We start from the raw sequence: 21,422 nt of genomic DNA on the forward strand, positions 1-21,422 counted from the left end.
GCAGATGGTACTGCAGCAATGTGGGAGAGTATGTCGCCGCCTTTTTTAATTAAGTCCTTACTTTTTAAAGTAAGGACTTTTTTTATACCTGAAATCTGCTCATAGTGATTTGATTTTTCAAAATATAATAGCACTTCCTTTTGAATTATCTCTAAAAATCATAAATTCTAGTTAAAGATATCTTAAAGTCTGTCGTGAATGACTCATTAATCTTGTCTAATTGTTAATTTCACGTTTCTAATCAATTAATCAGACTATGTTAAGAAAAATACCACTATTTCTTCTAGGGATGTTGTTAATTTCTGTGACTTCTTGTTCCACAGCAAAGAAAGCTTCTGCAAGTAAAAAAGCAGCTACCGCATCAGCTAAGCCTAAAAAAACACCTAAAAAAGGAGGAATTCAACCGTATAGCAAAGTCATCACGAAAGATGCAAAAAGTGATGAAGGTTTATTTACAGTTCACGAAGTAAGTGACAAATATTATTATGAAATTCCAGATACACTCTTTAATAGAGAGATGTTGATGGTGACTAGAATTGCAAAAACTGCTTCAGGACTTGGTTTTGGAGGCGGAAAACAAAATACGCAAGTGCTTCGTTGGGAAAAAAATAAAAAACAAGTGCTTTTGAGAGTTGTTTCTCATAGTGTTGTTGCAGCAGATTCACTTCCAGTGCATGAAGCTGTTGTAAATTCTAATTTTGAACCAATTTTGTATGCGTTTCCAATTAAAGCTTTTAGCAAAGATTCACTCAATACGGTGATTGATGTGACACCTCTGTTTACAAAAGACGTGAAAGCATTGGGGGTTCCACAGTTTAGAAGAGGACAGTATAAAATTTCACGTTTAGATGATTCTAGGTCATATATTGAAAAGTTAAAGAGTTATCCTCTTAATATTGAAGCTAGACACGTTAAAACATATAACGCAGGTTCACCACCATCAAATGGAAGTGTAGGTTCTATTTCTGTAGAAATGAGCAATTCCATGATTTTACTTCCTAAAGAGCCAATGAAAAGACGTTATTTTGACGAGCGTGTCGGTTGGTTTACGAGTAGTCAAGTTGATTACGGATTGAAAGCACAAAAAAGTAAACGTGTAACATTTTTAGATCGTTGGCGATTGGAAGTGCGCGATGAAGACATTGAAAAATTCAAAAGAGGAGAACTCGTAGTTCCTAAAAAACAGATTGTTTATTACGTAGATAGAGCGACTCCAGAAGAGTGGAAACCTTACATCAAGCAAGGAATCGAAGATTGGCAAGTTGCTTTTGAAGCTGCTGGATTCAAAGAGGCAATTATCGCGAAAGATCCTCCAACAGTTGAAGAAGACCCAGATTGGAGTCCGGAAGATGTACGTTATTCTGTAGTGCGTTATTTGGCTTCACCTATTCCAAATGCAAACGGTCCGCACGTAAGTGACCCGCGAAGTGGTGAAATTTTAGAGAGTGATATCAATTGGTATCATAACGTAATGAGCTTGTTGCGTAATTGGTTCTTTATTCAAACAGCGGCTATCAATCCTGAGGCACAATCTGTAGAGTTTAAAAATGAAGTGATGGGACGTTTAATTCGTTTCGTATCTGCGCACGAAGTTGGTCATACCTTAGGATTGCCACACAATATGGGAAGTAGTGTTGCATATCCTGTAGAGAAATTGCGTGATGCAGAATTCACTAAAAAATACGGAACGGCACCATCAATTATGGACTACGCGCGTTTCAATTATGTAGCGCAGCCAGGAGACGAAGGTGTTGCTTTGATGCCAAATATTGGGCCGTATGATAAATATGCTATTAATTGGGGATATCGTCCAATTTTAGATGCAAAAACAGGAAAAGACGAAAAGAAAACCTTAGACAGTTGGATTCTTGAAAAAGCAGGAGATCCATTATATCGTTTCGGACATCAACAAGCAGGTGACGTTGTAGATCCAAGTTCTCAAACAGAGGATTTAGGTGACGATGCTATGAAAGCAAGTGATTACGGAATCAAGAACTTAAAAAGAATTCTTCCAAACTTAATCAAGTGGACTGCTGAAGATGGTAAAAATTATGATGATTTAGAAGAAATGTATGGTCAAGCTTTAGGGCAATTTAACCGTTATATGGGACATGTTTCTTCCAATATTGGAGGTGTTTACGAGTATTACAAGACGTATGATCAAGAAGGCGCCGTGTATACGCATGTGCCAAAAGACCATCAACAAAGAGCTACAAAGTTTATCAATGAGCAATTATTTGCTACGCCAGAATGGTTGTTAGATCAAGAAATTTTTAATAAAATACAATATTCTGGAGTTGTAGAACGTATCAGAGGAATGCAAGTTCGTACGTTGAACAGAATTTTAAGCTTAGGAAGATTGGCGCGTGTCATGGAAAATGAAGCGCTAAACGGAAACGAAGCATATGATATTCTCGATTTAATGCGCGATTTACGTAACGGAATTTGGACAGAATTGCGTTCAGGAAAAACGATTGATATGTATCGCCGTAACCTACAAAGAGCACATATTGATAGATTGGCGTACTTGATGACTGCTGAAAGCACTAGCAATCCAAGACGTAGCAGTTCTTATGTGAAATTTACACCGTTAAACACAAGTCAATCAGACTTGCGTGCGGTTGTGAGAGCTGAATTGAATACGTTAAAAAGAAATATTCAAAATGCAATTGGACGTACAAGCGATGCTATGAGTAAAATACATTTAAGAGACGCTATTGAGCGTATTGATGCGATTTTAGATCCGAAATAATATATTTTCTCACATACACTTATAAAAGCAGTCTTCGGGCTGCTTTTTTTTTACTGCAAAGACAGGAAATTTAAAATTCGACTTTAAAAGAAAGCTTGCAAATCATTATTTTTATACTATAAAATTTCCCCTAAAAATATGTATGCAATTATTGACTGTAACAGCTTTTACGCTTCTTGCGAAAGAGCGTTTGACCCGAGTCTGATAGACAAGCCGCTGGCAATTTTGTCTAACAACGATGGCTGTGTTATTTCGCGTAGCAAAGAAGCCAAAGCGCTCGGAATTCCTATGGGCGCGCCGTTATTTAAGTACAAAGAAATCATTGCTGAAAAAAACATTCAAATTCGCTCGTCCAATTATTCGTTATACGGTGATATGAGCGAACGCGTGATGAAATTACTCGAAGATTTTTCGCCAGAAGTTGAAGTATATAGTATTGACGAAGCTTTTGTAAAGTTGCCAAAATCGGACGATTACCAAACAGTTGGGGAACATATGAAAAACTATATATATCAATGCACGGGAATTCCTGTGAGTATTGGTATTGCGCCGACAAAAGCACTTTCCAAAGCGGCAAATAATATCGCCAAAAAGTTTCCTGAAAAAACCAACGGTGTTCATGTGATTGATTCTGAACAAAAACGCATCAAAATGCTCAAATGGTTGCCTGCAAGTGCTATTTGGGGAATTGGTCACGGAAATGCAAAACGATTACAACTAAAACAAGTACAAACAGCTTTTGAATTTACACAACTATCCGACGATTGGGTAAAACGAAACATGTCTATTGTAGGCTTACGCTTAAAAAAAGATTTGGAAGGTGAACCTACGATTTTGTTAGAAGATGAATTACAACACAAAAAAGCCATCGCAACAACGAGAAGCTTTGAATTTACCTTTTCTGACCGTGAAAACATGAAAGAGCGTATTGTGACCTTTGCATCGCGTTGTGCAGAAAAGTTGCGACAACAAAATTGCTCATGTAATATCGTGATGATTTACTTAAAAAGTGATCGCAACAAACGCAGTGATTCGTATTTTAGAGCAAAACGAGTAGTCACGTTGCCATATGCGACAAATTCCACGTTTGTCATCAATAAATACGCTTTAAAAGCATTGGACGATATTTTCAAACCTGGCATTCAATACAAAAAAGCGGGTGTTGTCTTAACAGGACTTATCAAAACGGACGCGTTGCAACTGGATTTATTTCAAAATGAAAATCCAAAGCATAAAAAGTTGATGCTGGCAATGGACAATTTGAATGAAAAATACGGACGACAAAAGATAAAATTGGCAAATCAAGATTTACAGCGGACTTGGAAGATGCGACAAGCGTATTTATCTCCCGAATACACCACAAAGTTTAGCGATATTATCAAATTGAACTGCGATACGATTTAATGCGAAAAACATGAAGAAGCCTCAAGAAGAAAAATTGTTAACGTTTTACAAGTCTATCAAAGGAACCATACAACTAGAGTTTGTAGAAGACGGAATTTCTGCGGGATTTCCATCGCCAGCGGACGATTTTAGAAACAAGCGTATCAGTTTGGATGAAGAATTGGTCAAAGATGAACGCAGTACCTATTATGCGCGTGTGAGTGGCGAATCTATGATTGGCGCAGGATTGGATCATGATGATTTGTTGGTAATCGATAAAAGCATTCCGCCAGCAGACGGGAAAATCGCGGTATGTTATGTAGATGGTGAATTTACCGTAAAACGCTTAAAAATTACTCAAGAATGTGTCTATTTAATGCCTGCCAATGACAAATACAAACCTATAAAAATCACAGAAGACAAACAATTACTCATTTGGGGAATTGTGACGTATGTTATTAAAAAAGTGTAAGAATTTCCAATTTGAAGATTTGAAAATGTGATAATTTGAAAATTTACTAACAAGTCTACTCACAAAATCATACAAAATGAAGTAGATACGTAAAAAAAGAGTTTTGTATTTTTAAAAATTCAACACTTATTATCAATATGAAAACTTTCCGTTGTATTTTCATTCTAATGGCGATGTGTACCGCTTGTCAATCCAATCAAAAAGAAGAAGACGTAAAAAAAACTACAGCTGTTACTAAAATTGTTGAAGGCGCAGATGGACAAAAATTAGATAGTATTTTAACACCTTATCTTGAAAAATTAAGAAACCTATCTGACAATAATGCAGGTTTGGCAATCGGAATAACTAAAGGCGACCAAATTATCTACGCACATACTTTTGGATATGCCAATATTGAAGCAAATCATAAGGCAGACTTTAACACCGTTTTTCATATAGCATCTGTTTCCAAACCATTTACAGCAGCTGCTATTGTGAAGCTGGTTCAGCAAGGAAAACTCAATTTAGATGACAAACTCATAGCGCACATTCCTGACTTTAAGATGAAAGGGGAAGCTTATAAAGATATTACCATCAAACATGTACTAAATCATACCTCAGGCATTCCGCGACATGTAAGTGCAAATGATTGGGAACATCCAAAACCTTTACAAGCCAATTTACAGTATGTCAAAAATTTTGAATTGGACTTTACTCCAAATACTGCATTCAGCTACAGCAATTCGGCTTTTGATATTTTAGGAATTGTCATAGAAAATGTAAGCGGAGTATCTTTTGAAGATTACATAACAACACATATTTTGCAACCCGCAGGCATGCATCAAAGTACCTATATTAAACCCAAAGATAGTTTGCCTGCAACTTGGGCTAAACCTTATTCTTATGGTTTGCAAACACAGGAATGGTCACCTTATCCGTACGCTCCAAATTACTATCCAAGTTCAGGATTGCAAACTACATTGCTAGACATGTGTACTTGGGGAATGTTACATGCCGGAAAAGGCACATATAATGGTAAAACTATTTTTGACAAAAATCACTTTAAGCTTCTCACTACGCCATATTATAAGACACCTTGGGGCGACCATATTGGACTAAGTTGGTTTTTACAATCGTATTTAGAACGTCCTATCATTATGCATACGGGCGCTGATACAGGTTTTGAATCAATAATGTACGTGTATCCTAATGAGGAAATCTCTATCATTGTAATGGCGAATAGAGATTTTTCAAGAACAGGAAGAATCATCAATGCAGCGTCAGAAGTACTATTTGATAGCGTTCCTAAAAACTACAATCTTTCAGCACGATATAAATTTACAGAAGCCTACAAAAAACATGGAATTGATAAAGCCAAAGAAACTTGGGAACGCATGCAAAAAGACACGACAGATATATATTTTGTCAACAATGATGATATTTTAACAACAGGAGCTGTTTTAGAAAATGGAAACTACTGGAAAGAAACACAAGACATATTGACCTATTACTTAACATTGAATAAAAAGTCAACCTATGCTTGGCGTTTGTTAGGAAATGCATATTTGCATCAAAAAGACACCTTAAAAGCCGTGGAATGTTACGAGCAAACTCTTGCGATTAATCCAAATTATGAGAAAGGAAAAGCAGCTTTGGCAGCGTTAAAAAATAAGTAGTAAGCAAACATCTAAAGCCTCTAAAAAGTCTAACAATCTAACAAGTCTAGCAAGTCTAATTAATCCAATTACGCCTTGATAAAATCTTCATACTCATAATAAAACGCTTCAAACTGTTGCATGGTTTCGTTTAAAAATACCATTGTTTCCTGCCAAGTATTTTTATTGTGAATGGAAACGTTCTGTTTTTCTAGGTAGATTCTGGAGATTTCTTTGCCATTGTCTAAAATGTAAGCTTCATCAAAAATGGCTTCTGGGAGAAATTCATCCAAAAAAATTGCTTTTAGCGAGAGCATTTTATCCCAATATTTAATGCGATTTTCGAGATTCGTATCTTCAATATCGAGCGACACCATAGCTTTTTTCTTATCGAAATAAAACTTAAACGAAAAATCGCGAATCTTGGTATTGTATAAAATCCACTTTCGTGGGAATGATTTCCCGAACGAAGTCCAAAACTCTTGTCGTAATTTTCGTGATTCTGCTTTGCTAAACATGAAAAAAATATGATTTTTTCCTTCCGCGCTTTACACGGAATCTCTCATTAAACACTTTTTATTCCGCACTCGATGCGAAATCTTCTCAAAATTTATATAAAATATGCAATCACTGTTGCGCTGATAATCACCAATAATTTGGTCAAATTGAACTTATGACCTTCTGAACTTTCAAACAAAATCGTCGTGGAAATATGCAAAAAGATTCCAATCACCAAAGCGGTCATTTCGTTTTGATACGCTTCTAAAAACGTTAATTGCTCAGATAAAAAGCTTCCCAGCGGCGTCATAAATGCGAATAGTATTAGGAATGTCAAAATAGCCGTTTTCGACATTTTAGACTGGTAAAAAAACGTCGTTAAAATAATTGCTATTGGAATTTTATGCACTACAATTCCCCACACCAAATGTTCGTGGTGATGCATCGGAAATCCTTCTAAAACAGCGTGAACACTCAAACTTAAAAAGAGCAACCACGGAAAGGATGTTCTATTTTTATGAATATGAACATGTCCGTGTTCGGCGCCTTTGGAAAAGAATTCTAGGAAAATTTGCAACAAAATTCCCGCCATTACAAAAATACCATACGTGTCTTTATAAGCACTAAATACGTTGGGGAGCAAATTAAAAACGGTAATGGCTAATAAAAAAGCACCACTAAACGCCAGCAATAACTTCATGTGTTGCTTTTGGCGCAGCTTAAAAACAGTGACAAACATAAATCCTAGCACTACTGCCAAGATGGGTAATAGGTAATGCATCATTTGAAAATCATAATGAGTCTTGTGGAAGTCTTCGCATCAAACTTTCCTAGACTATAGTCTCCAAAAATAGCTAATAAATCAATATCAGCCGCTCTAAAATACAATTCAAAATCTTCTAAGGTCAACGCTTTCACTTTTTCGGTGTAATGATGTGCTTCTCCATCGGCTTCAAAACGAATGTCTTTGTAGATAAAACCGTCTTCTACATAGCGATGCAGGCGAAAAATAATTCCGTCAACTTCTTTGACTTCATTTTCGACCAAATTATCGATGACGTATTCCGCATTTAAAAAATCAATCACACCAAAACCGTGTTCATTCAGTTCTGCTTTGATAGATTTTAGCGTGCGTAGATTGTCTGATTCGTGTTCAAAATAGCCAAAACTGGTAAACAAATTAAACACTGCATCAAACTGTTTTGGGTAGGGTTTGCACATATCATGTACTTCAAATCGCAGTGTATCATTGGCAAATTGAGACGCATACGCGATGCTATTTTCTGATAAATCGACACCTGTAACATTGTACCCCATTTTGTTTAAAAACACAGAATGTCTGCCTTTTCCACATGCCAAATCTAAAATGGTTGCATTTTCGGGTACATTTAAAAACTCTACCAAATGCTTCATAAAAGATTCCGCCTCGTCATAACCTCTGTCTTTATATAAAATATGATAATACGGCGTATCAAACCACGACGCGTACCAAGTTGTATTTTCTGTTTGCATAGTTTTGTAACTAAAGTGCAAAAATAACGTATTTTGAACTTATACAGTCATAGCTGATAGTGAAATAATTAGGAATTGTAGATGTACTGTTTACAGCGAATTGATATGCGTAATGAGTTGTATTATATCTAGCGTATTGGCTATGTTGAACTTTTCTCATTTTAGGTATAAATTTTGTAACCTTTTCTAAAAACATTATAAAGTCATTCATGTTTCTTATAAAAGCCCATTAAGTATTGTAAAATTGACAACACACAAATTTTTTTATATTTGTGTAGTTCGGTATGCTTATTGAAAACGATATTGAAAGCCGAGAATTATAAAAACAATATAATACAGGCATTGTCATTAAAAAATTCACATAAACTTATTACTTATGAAATTAATCTTAGTTACCATTATTTCGCTAATTACGCTAAACATTCATGCACAATCTAAAGATGAAATTATACTTGAGTTACAAAGCGTATTAAAAGAACATTGCATAAGTACTCAATTAAAAAATGCTGAAATTTATTATAACACAGAAGAAAAAATACTTGACTTTGGGCAGCGTTATGACTTAAACACAACCAAACTCACCTATGAATTTGCGGGTACTGCCAGCGATCCTATTCACATGCTTCAGTTTGTTAGATACGAAAACCCGAATTCTTCATTAAGTTTCTTTTTTGACAGTAAAAAAAGTGTGTATCGTGTACTTGATTTGATATATGCTCTAAAGAAACTAGAGTAAAAAAAGAAAATAGTTACATTTAAAATAGCACTTCGGTAAAAAACAAAATAGTGATTCCTCAAAATTAAATTCCATGAAAGTAAAACAGCTTTTCTTAGTAGTACTATTGTTGTGTATGAGTCAAAACATAGTTGCACAATACAACCTTTCCAGCCAGCAACAATATATGATCAACGAATGGCGCGATGCGTATGGCGGAAAAATCTACTATGCTTACAATTATCCAAAAGCATACAACATCTACAAGCAATTAAAGCGATATACAGGCATGGATTATCCTATTATTTTCAGTCAAACCTTTCAATGGGGACAAGCCCATAGAGGCGGATTGATTATTTTAGATTACTCTACCATCAATAAAAACAAACACATTTTAGCCTTTGTATTTGCCCACGAATGGGGACATCAAGCCTTGGGACATCAGGCTAATGTGTACAATCCTTATGGTTCTACTTGGAAAATCCGAACCTCTGCCACACAAACTGAAGACGAAGCAGATGTGTATGCTGGAAAGTTTTTAGCAACCTACAATTATGATATCAATACGGTATATAATTACTTGTATAATTTACCGAAAAACGACAATGACCATACGCATTCGTCAGGAAAACAAAGAGCGAAACTCGTACTTAGAGGCTATCGTTCAGTAAAAGGCAGTAGCACGAGTACTACGACTAGTCAAGCGCAATATAAATATGTAACGACTCCTTGCAATCACGCAGCGCATCCTAATGGTGATTTGACCAATTGCACTCACCCCGCACATCCTAATGGCGATGTATATCAATGTCAGCATCGTTGCACTTATTATGGCAGAATTGTACCGTGCCATCCCAATGGTGATTTGTACAAATGCACACACAGAGCGCATCCAAACGGCGATGTACAACGCTGTGTTCATAGATTACACCCAAATGGACATACAAAGAAAGTACGAATATAGTGTTGGTTTTTTAAATGAAGTTGATTGGTTTATAAATTTACGAGTTTAGTTTGGGAATAACTAACAACAAAAGACAAAGAACAAACCACAAAAAACAACCAAATCACTACCTTTGTACCAAGAATAGAAAACTCCATGGAACAGAATTTTAAAATGGTTGCCAAAACCTTGCACGGTTTTGAAGATTTATTAGAGGACGAACTAAAACGACTGGGCGCGCAAGACATCCGAAAAGGAACGCGCAACGTTAGTTTTAGAGGCGATAAAGGCTTTATGTACAAAGCCAATTTATGTCTACGAACGGCTATTAAAATTCTAAAACCTATTCAATATTTTAAAATTCGTAATGAGAAAGACTTGTACGACCAAGTGTATAAGATGCATTGGGACAAGTATTTAACGCACAGCGATACCTTCGCGATTGATGCAACCGTAGCTTCGGAACAGTTTACGCATTCACAATTTATTGCTTTAAAAACGAAAGATGCTATTGCCGATAAGTTTCGAAATACCGAAGGCAAACGCCCTAATGTAGATTTAAAATTTCCAACCTTGCGAATTCACGTGCATATTCAAAACAATGATTGTACGATTTCGTTAGACAGTTCGGGCGGTTCGTTGCACAAACGTGGTTACAAAACGGCAACCAATATTGCGCCGATTAATGAAGTATTGGCGGCAGGTTTGGTAATGCTATCGGGTTGGGACGGACAATGTGATTTGCTCGACCCTATGTGTGGAAGTGGAACAATTGCTATTGAAGCGGCAATGATTGCCTGTAATATTCCGCCAAACATCAACCGAACAGAATTTGGTTTTGAAAAATGGCAAGATTGGGATGTGGATTTATTCGAAAAAATTGAAGAATCCTGTTTAAATAAAATCCGAGAGTTTCACCACAATATTTACGGCTACGACAAAGCGCCTTCGGCAGTTCAAAAAGCAAAAGACAATGTGAAAAACGCCAATTTGAGTGATTACATACAAATTCGTCGCGCGGATTTCTTCGAAACCCAAAAAGAAGGCGACGAGAAGTTGCACATATTGTTCAATCCGCCGTATGGAGAACGTTTGCATATTGAAATGGAACAATTTTATGCGGACATCGGCAATACGTTGAAACAAGGCTATCTAAATACGAATGCATGGTTTATCACGTCTAACTTAGAAGCGTTGAAATTTGTAGGTTTGCGACCATCGCGAAAAATAAAAGTATTCAATGGAAAGCTAGAATCACGTTTGGTAAAGTATGAAATGTATGCAGGAAGTAAAAAAGCAAAATATCAAGATACTAACTAAAACTTAGAAGAAATGTCACTCAAAACAAAATCAATCCTCTATAACTTTATATGTTTTGTATCGCTTTTTTTAGTGTTACGTTATTTAATTTTAGGCTATATCATCAAGACAGATGGCTTGTGGTTGGCAGTCATTTCGGCTGTTATTGCTAGTATTTTTGCACCAAAATTCTTTGTGGTACAAGACAAAGGAGAAGAAAAACTAATTATGAAAACGATTTTTAGTAAGGATATTAAGGAGTTGTAATGTTTAGTTCGTTTTAGAAGTATTTCTTGAAATTTTTGGAGGATTTTGTCTAGTATCAAAAACGTCAACGATTTCAATCCAGTTTTTTTCTTTATTAAACCAATAAATAATTTTGTAGTTTTTGAAGATTAGATACCTAAAATGTTGAACTCTATCCTTCAATAAATCTTCAGTTTGTCCAATTTCAGTATGATTTGCAAGTTTTAAAGATTCACTAAAAATTCCATCAACTAGCTTCTTTGCAATTTTATAACCAGCTTTTTCTCAATAATAGTCAAAGATTTTTTGAAGTTCTTGTTTGGAAAAATTGGTCCAGTAAACAGTTATTTCCACGAATCAATGATAGATTTTAAATCACTACTTTCTGTTAAATTACCATTTTCAGAATCTTTCATTGAAGTGTCAATTCTTTCATTAAATTCTTCAACGGACATAGGAGTAAAATCTTCACTATCAGAGTATTCATAACTAATCTCAAGGATGTCTTCTAACTGAGCAATGACTTCCTCACTTTGAACTTTTAAAAATTCTTGTAAAAACTTAATTTTCCTAGTTTGTATATCCATTTTTGAATACTTTACTCAAATGTACGGAATTTAAATATATATTTTATTCTTCGTCTTTCTTCGCTTTTTTCCGCTTCGCCTTTTTATAAATAGGAATGGAATAGCTAATGGTATAATTAAAACCTGCGCCGACGTTATTATCAGTCGTAACTTTGTTAAATCCTGGAATGAATAAATTTTGAAAGTTTCCTGGTTCTTTGGTCGTTAGCAAACGATTCAATCGCACAGTGAATCCCATATACACATTGTCAAAAGTTTCTACTTTAATTCCTGCTATGACTTCAATCCAATGACCGTTTAAACTTGAAAATTCAGTGCCAGGTTCTTGTGTTAAAATACTTTCACCTTCCGTATGCTGATTGGTTTGATAAATTTTATAACTGTTCAAAGTTTGTTTGTGCGTGCTATATCCATAACGCATTCCAACAATAATAGCGTTTTGCATTCCAAACCAGTTTTCGTAGGCATTAAAATCAAATCCTAATTTGACAAAACTTCCTTCTGTGGTAAAATTGAGCTGTGTTTCGTCTACGGTTTTCTTTTCGTTTCCAAACTCTGTTGCGATGTAAAACTTCTCCGTTAAGCGGAAATCTGCCGCAATTTCAAAACCTTGATAATCGTTCTCCAACGCCATTCGAATTGGTTTGCTGAGGTCAATACCAACGCGTAATGGAAATGTTTGCATTGTTGGAAGTGTATCATTTGCAGTCAACGTTTCCGTATTTTGAGCAAAACTTCCACTACAAATTAAAATAGCGAAAAGACTAGTGATATATTTTAACATGTGTAACGGTTTCATTTTGAACAATAGTTTCTGCAATTCGAATTCCCAAACTTGGATCAATCCAGTTATCACCATCAAAAGTTACATCAGCACCATCAAATCCACTGAGTTCGAAATTGGTAACATATCCGCAGGCGCGGGAAAGAAAAATTTCTTCGCGGGAATAATTAAACGTAATAATATCCTCATTCCCGAGCTGAATTCCATCATCATCCAACGCATAATCTTTAATAAAACGATATTCAGTAACATCTTCCATGGTACGAAGTGGAATAGAAACGGTATTTACTGCTTGCGGAGTTCCCTGAATCGGATCGACAATCACTTCAACACCATTGATAACTTCCGTATTCGGATCTACAGCTTCTACCCACAAATCGGACGTGTTTTTCAATACATCTTCGCCCGTAGCATTAAAAACTTCAGCATCAAAAAACTCAATCACCAACAAAGGCGTCGTAATCGTTCCTTCCACACAAATATCATCTTTCTCGCATGAAAACGACAAAAATATGAGCGTCATGAGCATTCCAAGAATTCCTATAAAGGATAATTTTTTCATCTATTTTTTACTTCTTCGTTAACTTCTCTTTTCCAAAAGTACTACATTTTCAATATGATGCGTTTGCGGAAACATATCTACGGCTTGTACTTTGGTTACTTTGTACATGGCGTCCATCAGCGCCAAATCGCGCGCTTGTGTTGCGCTGTTGCAACTTACATATACCACTTTTTTTGGAGCGATGTTTAAAATTTGTTGTACGACATCGGCATGCATGCCATCACGCGGCGGATCGGTAATAATAACATCGGGTATTCCGTGCGTATTGATAAAATCAGCATTAAACACCTTTTTCATATCGCCAACAAAAAACTCGGTATTTGTGATATTGTTGAATGTTGCATTTTCCTTCGCAGCTTCAATTGCTTCTGGAACCGATTCTACACCAATCACTTTTTTCGCTTTTTTGGAAACAAATTGCGCAATGGTTCCTGTGCCTGTATATAAATCGTACACCAATTCGTCACCTGTCAATCCTGCAAAATCACGCGTGATTTTATACAATTCATACGCTTGTTCAGAATTGGTTTGGTAGAAGGATTTCGCGTTAATTTTAAACTGTAAACCTTCCATTTCCTCAAAAATATGGTCGCGTCCGTGATAACAAATCACTTCTTGATCGTAAATCGTATCATTGCCTTTTCCGTTAATCACATACAACAACGCTGTAATTTCTGGAAAGGTGTCTTTGACGTAATTTAAAAGCAATTCGCGTTGTTCTTTGTTTTCTTTATAGAATTGTAGCAACACCATGACTTCACCTGTAGAAGCCGTACGAATCATCAACGTGCGCAACAATCCTGTTTGATTTCGCGTATTAAAAAAAGGCAGATTATTTTCGGTAGCAAACTCTTTAATCGCATTGCGAATGGCGTTGGAAGGATCGGCTTGTAAGTGACATTTGTTAAGATCTAAAATCTTGTCCCACATGCCTGGAATATGGAATCCGAGTGCATTTCTATTGCCCAAATCTTCTTGTGAATCAACTTCTTCCTGTGTCAACCAGCGACTGTCAGAAAATGAAAACTCCATTTTATTGCGGTAAAAATATTCATTGGCGCTTCCCAAAATCGGCGTCAATTCAGGCAATTCCACTTTCCCGATGCGTGTCAAATTATTCAACACTTCTTTCTGCTTATAAAACAATTGATGTTCGTACGCCATGTGTTGCCATTTGCAACCGCCACACGTGCCAAAATGTTCGCAAACAGGCTCGGTACGCTTGTCAGAAAGCGAGTGAAACTTTACTGCTTTCCCTTCATAATACGCGCGTCGCTTCTTAAACGTTTGAATATCGACCACATCACCAGGAACGGCATTTGGCAGAAAAATCACGGCGCCGTCTTCCGTTTTGGCAACCGTTTTTCCTTTCGTGGCAGTATCGACAACTGGCACTTGTTCAAACAATTTCTTACGATTCTTTCTTCCCATGCGGCAAAAATAACAATAGCGATAAATATACAGCTAATTTAAAGGCGCAATATTTAAAAAAGTGTGAAAAGTTTCGATATTGTGATTTACTGCAACTACGGGAAACCGTAATATTTTAAACAGAGATTGTTCTAATTTTGAGTAAATTTATTACGTAGAATAATTTATGGCAGCAAAAAAAATAATTAAAGTTAAGAGAGTAATTAATTATTATCAATTGGATTTTAAGTTTTTGGAAGAAAATAATTTTCAAAATCTCTTTGACACAATAACAAGTTTATCAAAAACTAGGGCAAAAATAAGATATCAAAGATTTGGTGATAAATTTGTATTTATTCAAGGTATTGAGAACAATGAAAAACTGCTCAAAGCGAAAATGAGATGTGTAAGAAAAGATCTTTTGCCTGAGCTAATGAATACAACTACTGATGAAACAAAGGGCATAGATGCAAAAGAAGAAGAAGGATTAGTCGAAACTACTCATTTCATCATTGATTACAGAAAGGATAAAATTATTTTAGGACTTGAGTATAATCATTACGGTTCAAAAATCACCGATATGGTAAATTATATTCAAAGAATAGGTATATATAAGGGTATTTTAGAAAATGTTAGTTTTTCTCCTATAGTTAAAGATGATTTAGATAAACTAAAAAAAAGAATTAATCGTTTCTCCGAATTTATAGTAAAAGTACATAAGGATAATGTACCTAAGATTAAAAAGCTTGATAATAAAATTTGGCAAGCTTTGGATGCTTCTATAGATAACTTTGATAGTGATTATGCTACAATTATCTTGAAATTTAATTATAAACAAAGATCAGAAACACCGCAAATAGAAAATTCAGTTATTAATTTAATTAATGGATTCATTAAAAATAGAAAAGATAAGTATTTGTTTAATAAACTATCAATGAAGGTAGAGGATGAAGAAAAGAATAATTTATTAGAAAATTTTGATTTATTGATTGAAAAAGTAAATAGTGTTATTAAAGTTGAAAGAAAACCTAAATATCGAACATTGGTTTCTACTGATATGTTTGAAAAAATGACAAGAGAGTTAGATGAGCTTAATTATAAATAAAATAAAAAAATATGTAGATAACTATCTTAGGTATGCTTTCATCATTGATGTTATTGTAATATGTATATTATGGTTTTTAAATTCTAATTTCTCAATAATAGACTTTCAACAAAATGATAAAAAGACCAATTTAGATTTGATAAACAATATAATCGGCGCTTCTATATCTTTAGCGGGCTTTATTTTAGCTTCCTTAACCATAATAGTAGCAATACGTTCTAATATAAAAAGTAAGTCTCCAGAACAAGCAGAAACCCCTTTAGAATTATTTTTTTCAGTAGGAACGTTTAAAACTATAGTTAAAGTATTTAGAATTGCGATTCTTGAATTAGTTATTTGTTTTGTTGTATCTTATGTAATTTGGATGATATCTAATAATTTATCGAACGGATTTATATTTAACCTATTAGTGTCAATAATTTTTTTAATGTCAGTTAGTACAATAAGAAGTTTGTTTGTTCTCTTTTTGTTGATTGACGTAGGAGAATAGTTTTTTAAAAACAAAATCCAGCATTCAACACTCAACATTTAAAGTTAAAAAAGCAAACACCCAAAACCTAAAACCCAACACCTAACAGCCAAAAATCACCCAAACTTCCCAACCAACTCCTGAACAACCGCCGCAGTTTTGGCATCACGTTGTTGCTTTTGTAAGACGATTGGCGCTGCTTTCCGAACTTCACAATCGGCAATGGAACAACGCTCGCAGGTGACACCAACTTCTCTAGTTTTGATATTGGGATCTCCTAAAAAGGAAACCTTCTTTTGTAATTGCTTGTTGAGCAACAAACCAACACTAATGCTGCGGTATTGATTGTCTTTAAACGGATCTTTGGTAGCAGAAGAAAGCACTAAATACTGCATGTCGTCTTCTGGGTAATGTGAAATTTGTAAATCGAACACATGTGTTTCGTCACTTTTTGAAATCGTTTCCAAAACATTTAACGAAACCCAACGGCGACAATAATGTTCATTGGTTTCATTGGCGTGTGGCGAATGTTGATGTGATAAATGCAACTCTTTGGTCAAATGAAATTTCTCAGAATTGGCTTTGTGTGTAAAGCGTAAAAAGAACAAATTCTGAATGTTAAAATCTTTTGGTAAAATATTGGTCAAACGTTGGTAAAATGATTCTGGGGAAGCATTAAAACGATGCATCAATTGTAAAAAAGCGTCTTTTTGAAAGGTTTCTTTCTCAAACAACACTTTCAATTGTGTGGTTAAAGTAGCGCGCGGAATCATCAAGGCACCCGCAAAATAGGAGGCGTAAAAATTATTCAAAACTTGGTCAAAATTATCAAACTTTATCCAAGAAAAGGTGTATAATCTATCTTGAATGTCTAAAAAATGATACGCCAATTCTTTTGCGTAAATAAACGTGCGTTGCGCATCGTCAATCTGATTGGCAAGCAACAAGGTTTTTGTTTTTGGTACAAAAATAGAGCGCAAATTTCCCAACTCTTGATGTTTGGTCAACTCTTCGCTATTAATGGTATAACCAAACTCTTCTATCAAAATATCTTCCAATTCTTGGGAAGAAATCTTTTGTGTCAAATCCACTTGATAGGTTCGTGAAAACGCCAATACTTGCTGTTCCAAATCGTCAAAATAATTATTATTTGCCTCTTGAAATGAACGCACAGACGCCAAATAAAAACTCTCGCGACTAAAACTGTAATGCTGTGCAATTTCAATGATGGTACTGATAAACGCGTTGACTTTTACAGGCGCATTGGCAACAATGTCAATCAGTGTACTTTCTTGAATACCAAACAATTCGAGTGGAATTTCTTTTAATATTTTAGATTGTAAAATCTCGCCGACAGGTGCTAAATTCTTATCTAATTTTAACGAAACCAACTGATCGTACGGAACTTCCAGCTTTTCAGCAAGAATTACAATCTTATCCGTTTTCGGGAATTTCTTTCCTTTCTCAATTTCGTTCAAATACGATTTTGACAAACCTGTAAGTTTCGACAATCCGAACAGCGATAAGTTTTTCTCGGTACGAATCTGCTTCAACTTTAACCCAAAAATCAGCTTGATGTATTCTTCTTCCATAACAGCAAATATAACACAAAATGCGAATATTAAATTTTTAGCGAATAAAAATAATTTAGCGAACGTTCGCTATATTCAAAAAAAAGTTTTAATATTGTTGCATAAAATTATCAGTCATGGAAGAAATCGTATTACAACAGTCTAAAATTCAGTTCGCTAACGAAGTGAAAAACTACTATTCAGAAATCTTAACGGATGAAGCCTTGCAATTCATTACTTCATTACACGAAGAATTCAATTCAAAAAGAATCGCTTTACTAAAAAGGCGAAAAAAACAACAAGCAATTTTTGATGAAGGAAAGTTTCCCGAATTTCCAAGAGAAACCAAAGACATTAGAGAAGGCGCGTGGAAAGCAAACGAAATTCCACACGATTTGCAAGACAGACGCATAGAAATTACAGGTCCCGTAGACCGAAAAATGATTATCAATGCATTGAATTCGGGCGCAAAAACATTTATGGCAGACTTAGAAGACAGCAACGCGCCAAGTTGGAAAAATACGATGGAAGGGCAACAAAATTTAAAAGATGTCAACCAAAAAACCATTTCGCTTCACGATGCCAAACGTAATAAATCCTATCAATTGAATGACGAAACCGCTGTGTTATTAGTGCGTCCGAGAGGTTTGCATTTAAACGAACGCCATTTGTTAGTGAATGACGAAGAAGCGTCTGGAAGTTTGGTCGATTTTGGCTTGTATGTATTTCACAACACGAAAATCATGCTGGAAAATAATACGGCACCGTATTTTTATCTGCCAAAACTCGAACATTACTTAGAAGCGCGTTGGTGGAATGAGGTATTTACTTTTGCAGAAAACTATCTCAAAGTTCCTGTCGGGACGTTCAAAGCAACGGTTTTGATAGAAACGATTACGGCGAGTTTTCAATTGGACGAAATCATTTTTGAACTCAAAGAACACATTGTCGGACTCAACTGCGGACGTTGGGATTACATTTTCTCCTACATCAAAAAATTTAGAAATCACCCAAATTTTGTCGTGCCAAACAGAGATCAAGTAACCATGACTACGCCGTTTATGGACGCGTATTCCAAATTGGTTATTCAGCGTTGTCACAAACGTGGAATTTTGGCAATTGGCGGAATGGCGGCTCAAATTCCTATCAAAAATAACAAACACGCCAACGATGCTGCGTTGGAAAAAGTTCGAAAAGACAAAGAACGCGAAGTAAAAAATGGACATGACGGCACATGGGTAGCGCATCCTGCCTTGGTGGAAGTAGCGATGAACGAATTCAACAAATACATGCCAACCGCAAATCAATTACACGTATCGCGAAACGATATCCAAATTACGGAAAAAGACTTGGTAGAAATTCCAAAAGGAACAGTGACGGAAGCTGGAATTCGTAAAAATATCAATGTCGGAATCCTATACATAGAAGCATGGTTGCGCGGTTATGGTGCGGTAGCTCTTTACAATTTGATGGAAGATGCCGCTACGGCGGAAATATCTCGTACGCAAGTATGGCAGTGGTTAAAAAACGAAGTGATGCTCGAAGACAGACGCACCTTTGATAACGACTTGTTCAGTGACATTTTTGATGATGAAGTAGAAAAAATCATCACGGAAATTGGCTCAGAAAACATGCCAAATACCAAATTTGAACTAGCAATTTCACTCTTCAAAAAGCTAGTCACCGCAGACGAATTTGAAGAATTTTTAACGCTTCCTGCGTATTTGCATATTTAAAAAGAAAGCAAACTTAAGTTTGCGAAAACCAAGAACCAAGAACCAAGAACCAAGAACCAAGAACCAAGAACCAAGAACCAAGAACCAAGAACCAAGAACCAAGAACCAAGAACCAAGAACCAAGAACCAAGAACCAAGAACCAAGAACCAAGAGCCAAGAGCCAAGAGCCAAGAGCCAAGACAAATCGACGAATAACAAACAACAAACAACACTTCGACAAGCTCAGTGTAAATAAAAAAATCCTGCGATTGCGGCAACAATCAACAGGATTCAATTATCAATTTTAATAATCTTACAACAAATTTATGAAAACTCAAGACAGAATTCAAGCATTAATTACAGATTGGACCACAAATCCACGTTGGAAAGGCGTGGAGCGACCATACACTGCCGAAGAAGTGGTGAAATTACAAGGTTCGTACAAATTGGAATACAGTATTGCGCGTTTGGGTGCTGAAAAATTATGGAATAAGCTAAACAATCAGGATTTTGTGGCTGGTTTGGGGGCTTTGACGGGGAATCAAGCAGTACAAGAAGTAGAAGCGGGCTTGGAAGCGATTTATCTCAGCGGATGGCAAGTAGCTGCGGATGCAAATTTGGCAGGCGAAATGTATCCTGACCAATCGTTATATCCTGCGAACAGCGTTCCGCAAGTCGTGAAAAGAATCAACAATGCCTTATTGCGTCGCGATCAAATTCAGTGTGTGAATGGTTCTGAAAAAAAATTAGACTATTTAGTGCCAATTGTAGCAGATGCCGAAGCGGGTTTTGGCGGCAATTTGAATGCGTTCGAATTGATGAAATCGATGATTGATGCAGGAGCAGCAGGCGTTCACTTTGAAGACCAATTGAGTTCGGCTAAAAAATGCGGTCACTTAGGTGGAAAAGTCTTAGTGCCAACCCAAGAAGCGATTAATAAACTAGTCGCAGCGCGTTTGGCAACGGATGTCATGGGCGTTCCAACCTTAATCATTGCACGAACAGATGCGGATGCTGCAAACTTGCTTACGAGCGATATTGATGAAAGAGATCATCAATTTATCACAGGCGAACGTACGAATGAAGGTTTCTTTCATGTCAACAATGGCATCCAACAAGGAATTGCACGCGGATTGAGTTACGCACCGTATGCAGATTTAATTTGGATGGAAACTTCCAATCCTGATTTGGACTATGCGAGAGAATTTGCAGAAGCGATTCACGCACAATATCCAGACAAAATGCTGGCGTATAACTGTTCGCCATCGTTCAATTGGGCAGCAAAGTTAAGCGTAGCAGAAATGGAAACCTTTAGAGAAGAACTCGCCGCGATGGGTTATAAATTTCAGTTCATCACGTTGGCAGGTTTCCATGCGTTAAACACCAGCATGTTTGAACTATCGAAAGCTTATAAAGAACGCGGAATGGCAGGGTATTCAGAATTACAAGAACGTGAATTCGCCTTGCAAAAAGAAGGATTCAACGCAGTAAAACATCAAGGTTTTGTGGGAACCACTTATTTTGATGCCGTTCAAAATACCGTCACAGCAGGTGCTTCGAGTACAGTCGCAATGAAAGATAGTACGGAAGTTGCGCAGTTTTAATTCAACTTTTAGCTGAATTAAAAATTCCCACGAAAGTGGGAATCTCAAATTTCGAACATCAAAATCACTAATTTTTACGATTTAAAAGAAGTTGTCTTATCCAAGGCAGCTTTTTTTGTTTGAATAATCTATACGTCACCTTGAACTTGATTCAAGGTCA

At 36.0% G+C, this 21,422-nt stretch carries 20 protein-coding genes; 12 read left to right on the forward strand and 8 right to left on the reverse strand.

Annotation, left to right across the window (positions count from 1 at the left end):
- The first annotated feature begins 256 nt into the window (after window positions 1–256).
- The 4 genes from C8N46_RS04055 (at window position 257) to C8N46_RS04070 (ending at window position 6,262) form a co-directional block, all read left to right on the forward strand.
- A complete protein-coding gene (locus tag C8N46_RS04055) occupies window positions 257–2,752 on the forward strand; it encodes a zinc-dependent metalloprotease (protein WP_108113605.1) in 2,496 nt (831 codons plus the stop codon).
- 138 nt (window positions 2,753–2,890) lie between these two features.
- Window positions 2,891–4,156, forward strand: a complete 1,266-nt coding sequence (locus tag C8N46_RS04060; RefSeq protein WP_108113606.1) for a Y-family DNA polymerase — start codon at window positions 2,891–2,893, stop codon at window positions 4,154–4,156.
- A gap of 10 nt (window positions 4,157–4,166) precedes the next feature.
- Window positions 4,167–4,607, forward strand: coding sequence for a LexA family protein (locus C8N46_RS04065; protein WP_108113607.1), 441 nt, complete (start codon window positions 4,167–4,169; stop codon window positions 4,605–4,607).
- Window positions 4,608–4,744: 137 nt separating this feature from the next.
- Window positions 4,745–6,262, forward strand: a complete 1,518-nt coding sequence (locus C8N46_RS04070) for a serine hydrolase (RefSeq protein ID WP_108113608.1) — start codon at window positions 4,745–4,747, stop codon at window positions 6,260–6,262.
- A 68-nt stretch (window positions 6,263–6,330) separates the two neighbouring features.
- On the opposite strand, the gene C8N46_RS04075 is transcribed toward C8N46_RS04070, so the two are convergent.
- The 3 genes from C8N46_RS04075 to C8N46_RS04085 form a co-directional block, all read right to left on the reverse strand.
- A complete protein-coding gene (locus tag C8N46_RS04075) occupies window positions 6,331–6,759 on the reverse strand; it encodes a DUF4268 domain-containing protein (protein WP_108113609.1) in 429 nt (142 codons plus the stop codon).
- A 92-nt stretch (window positions 6,760–6,851) separates the two neighbouring features.
- On the reverse strand, window positions 6,852–7,523 hold the full coding sequence (locus tag C8N46_RS04080; RefSeq protein ID WP_108113610.1) for a ZIP family metal transporter: 672 nt from the start codon (window positions 7,521–7,523) through the stop codon (window positions 6,852–6,854).
- Window positions 7,520–8,251 carry a class I SAM-dependent methyltransferase gene (locus C8N46_RS04085; protein WP_108113611.1) on the reverse strand — a complete coding sequence of 244 codons (732 nt, stop codon included), beginning with the start codon at window positions 8,249–8,251 and terminating at the stop codon, window positions 7,520–7,522. The genes C8N46_RS04080 and C8N46_RS04085 overlap by 4 nt, the downstream gene beginning before the upstream one ends.
- Before the next feature lie 376 nt (window positions 8,252–8,627).
- Here C8N46_RS04085 and C8N46_RS04090 point away from each other — a divergent pair, with 376 nt between their 5' ends.
- The 4 genes from C8N46_RS04090 to C8N46_RS04105 all read left to right on the forward strand — a co-directional run bounded on the left by C8N46_RS04090 (window position 8,628) and on the right by C8N46_RS04105 (window position 11,475).
- On the forward strand, window positions 8,628–8,987 hold the full coding sequence (locus C8N46_RS04090; protein ID WP_108113612.1) for a hypothetical protein: 360 nt from the start codon (window positions 8,628–8,630) through the stop codon (window positions 8,985–8,987).
- 73 nt (window positions 8,988–9,060) lie between these two features.
- Window positions 9,061–9,930 (forward strand): M48 family metalloprotease, encoded by an 870-nt coding sequence (locus C8N46_RS04095; protein WP_146169724.1) that lies wholly within the window; start codon window positions 9,061–9,063, stop codon window positions 9,928–9,930.
- Between the two features lie 135 nt (window positions 9,931–10,065).
- Window positions 10,066–11,229: a THUMP domain-containing class I SAM-dependent RNA methyltransferase gene (locus C8N46_RS04100; RefSeq protein ID WP_108113614.1), complete on the forward strand. Its 1,164-nt coding sequence runs from the start codon at window positions 10,066–10,068 to the stop codon at window positions 11,227–11,229.
- Window positions 11,230–11,241: 12 nt separating this feature from the next.
- A complete protein-coding gene (locus C8N46_RS04105) occupies window positions 11,242–11,475 on the forward strand; it encodes a hypothetical protein (protein WP_108113615.1) in 234 nt (77 codons plus the stop codon).
- 323 nt (window positions 11,476–11,798) lie between these two features.
- Here C8N46_RS04105 and C8N46_RS04115 read toward each other — a convergent pair whose 3' ends face one another.
- Genes C8N46_RS04115 through rlmD form a run of 4 tightly spaced genes read right to left on the reverse strand, consistent with a single transcriptional unit; the run spans window position 11,799 to window position 14,818 of the window.
- Window positions 11,799–12,041 carry a hypothetical protein gene (locus tag C8N46_RS04115; RefSeq protein WP_108113616.1) on the reverse strand — a complete coding sequence of 81 codons (243 nt, stop codon included), beginning with the start codon at window positions 12,039–12,041 and terminating at the stop codon, window positions 11,799–11,801.
- A 43-nt stretch (window positions 12,042–12,084) separates the two neighbouring features.
- Window positions 12,085–12,825, reverse strand: coding sequence for a DUF6048 family protein (locus tag C8N46_RS04120; protein WP_108113617.1), 741 nt, complete (start codon window positions 12,823–12,825; stop codon window positions 12,085–12,087).
- Complete coding sequence (locus C8N46_RS04125; protein WP_108113618.1) at window positions 12,806–13,387, reverse strand: DUF6452 family protein; 582 nt, start codon at window positions 13,385–13,387, stop codon at window positions 12,806–12,808. The genes C8N46_RS04120 and C8N46_RS04125 overlap by 20 nt, the downstream gene beginning before the upstream one ends.
- An 18-nt stretch (window positions 13,388–13,405) precedes the next feature.
- Window positions 13,406–14,818 carry a 23S rRNA (uracil(1939)-C(5))-methyltransferase RlmD gene (gene rlmD, locus C8N46_RS04130; protein ID WP_108113619.1) on the reverse strand — a complete coding sequence of 471 codons (1,413 nt, stop codon included), beginning with the start codon at window positions 14,816–14,818 and terminating at the stop codon, window positions 13,406–13,408.
- A gap of 166 nt (window positions 14,819–14,984) precedes the next feature.
- On the opposite strand from rlmD, the gene C8N46_RS04135 reads away from it, so the two are divergent.
- Both C8N46_RS04135 and C8N46_RS04140 read left to right on the forward strand, forming a co-directional pair.
- Window positions 14,985–15,902, forward strand: coding sequence for a V-type ATP synthase subunit I domain-containing protein (locus C8N46_RS04135; RefSeq protein WP_108113620.1), 918 nt, complete (start codon window positions 14,985–14,987; stop codon window positions 15,900–15,902).
- Window positions 15,883–16,392 carry a hypothetical protein gene (locus C8N46_RS04140; RefSeq protein WP_108113621.1) on the forward strand — a complete coding sequence of 170 codons (510 nt, stop codon included), beginning with the start codon at window positions 15,883–15,885 and terminating at the stop codon, window positions 16,390–16,392. Before C8N46_RS04135 ends, C8N46_RS04140 begins: the two co-directional genes overlap by 20 nt.
- Window positions 16,393–16,487: 95 nt before the next feature.
- Here C8N46_RS04140 and C8N46_RS04145 read toward each other — a convergent pair whose 3' ends face one another.
- Window positions 16,488–17,963 carry a helix-turn-helix domain-containing protein gene (locus C8N46_RS04145; RefSeq protein WP_108113622.1) on the reverse strand — a complete coding sequence of 492 codons (1,476 nt, stop codon included), beginning with the start codon at window positions 17,961–17,963 and terminating at the stop codon, window positions 16,488–16,490.
- A 116-nt stretch (window positions 17,964–18,079) separates the two neighbouring features.
- On the opposite strand from C8N46_RS04145, the gene aceB reads away from it, so the two are divergent.
- Window positions 18,080–19,678: a malate synthase A gene (aceB, locus tag C8N46_RS04150; protein WP_108113623.1), complete on the forward strand. Its 1,599-nt coding sequence runs from the start codon at window positions 18,080–18,082 to the stop codon at window positions 19,676–19,678.
- Between the two features lie 306 nt (window positions 19,679–19,984).
- Window positions 19,985–21,262, forward strand: a complete 1,278-nt coding sequence (aceA, locus tag C8N46_RS04160) for an isocitrate lyase (protein ID WP_108113625.1) — start codon at window positions 19,985–19,987, stop codon at window positions 21,260–21,262.
- Window positions 21,263–21,422 lie beyond the last annotated feature (160 nt).

This window comes from Kordia periserrulae (genome assembly GCF_003054265.1).
GTDB lineage: Bacteria > Bacteroidota > Bacteroidia > Flavobacteriales > Flavobacteriaceae > Kordia > Kordia periserrulae.

Coding starts and splice junctions, on each gene's coding strand:
- C8N46_RS04055 (WP_108113605.1), top strand. CDS start 257: ATGTTAAGAAAAATACCACTATTTCTTCTAGGGATGTTGTTAATTTCT.
- C8N46_RS04060 (WP_108113606.1), top strand. CDS start 2,891: ATGTATGCAATTATTGACTGTAACAGCTTTTACGCTTCTTGCGAAAGA.
- C8N46_RS04065 (WP_108113607.1), top strand. CDS start 4,167: ATGAAGAAGCCTCAAGAAGAAAAATTGTTAACGTTTTACAAGTCTATC.
- C8N46_RS04070 (WP_108113608.1), top strand. CDS start 4,745: ATGAAAACTTTCCGTTGTATTTTCATTCTAATGGCGATGTGTACCGCT.
- C8N46_RS04075 (WP_108113609.1), bottom strand. CDS start 6,759: ATGTTTAGCAAAGCAGAATCACGAAAATTACGACAAGAGTTTTGGACT.
- C8N46_RS04080 (WP_108113610.1), bottom strand. CDS start 7,523: ATGATGCATTACCTATTACCCATCTTGGCAGTAGTGCTAGGATTTATG.
- C8N46_RS04085 (WP_108113611.1), bottom strand. CDS start 8,251: ATGCAAACAGAAAATACAACTTGGTACGCGTCGTGGTTTGATACGCCG.
- C8N46_RS04090 (WP_108113612.1), top strand. CDS start 8,628: ATGAAATTAATCTTAGTTACCATTATTTCGCTAATTACGCTAAACATT.
- C8N46_RS04095 (WP_146169724.1), top strand. CDS start 9,061: ATGAAAGTAAAACAGCTTTTCTTAGTAGTACTATTGTTGTGTATGAGT.
- C8N46_RS04100 (WP_108113614.1), top strand. CDS start 10,066: ATGGAACAGAATTTTAAAATGGTTGCCAAAACCTTGCACGGTTTTGAA.
- C8N46_RS04105 (WP_108113615.1), top strand. CDS start 11,242: ATGTCACTCAAAACAAAATCAATCCTCTATAACTTTATATGTTTTGTA.
- C8N46_RS04115 (WP_108113616.1), bottom strand. CDS start 12,041: ATGGATATACAAACTAGGAAAATTAAGTTTTTACAAGAATTTTTAAAA.
- C8N46_RS04120 (WP_108113617.1), bottom strand. CDS start 12,825: ATGTTAAAATATATCACTAGTCTTTTCGCTATTTTAATTTGTAGTGGA.
- C8N46_RS04125 (WP_108113618.1), bottom strand. CDS start 13,387: ATGAAAAAATTATCCTTTATAGGAATTCTTGGAATGCTCATGACGCTC.
- rlmD (WP_108113619.1), bottom strand. CDS start 14,818: ATGGGAAGAAAGAATCGTAAGAAATTGTTTGAACAAGTGCCAGTTGTC.
- C8N46_RS04135 (WP_108113620.1), top strand. CDS start 14,985: ATGGCAGCAAAAAAAATAATTAAAGTTAAGAGAGTAATTAATTATTAT.
- C8N46_RS04140 (WP_108113621.1), top strand. CDS start 15,883: ATGAGCTTAATTATAAATAAAATAAAAAAATATGTAGATAACTATCTT.
- C8N46_RS04145 (WP_108113622.1), bottom strand. CDS start 17,963: ATGGAAGAAGAATACATCAAGCTGATTTTTGGGTTAAAGTTGAAGCAG.
- aceB (WP_108113623.1), top strand. CDS start 18,080: ATGGAAGAAATCGTATTACAACAGTCTAAAATTCAGTTCGCTAACGAA.
- aceA (WP_108113625.1), top strand. CDS start 19,985: ATGAAAACTCAAGACAGAATTCAAGCATTAATTACAGATTGGACCACA.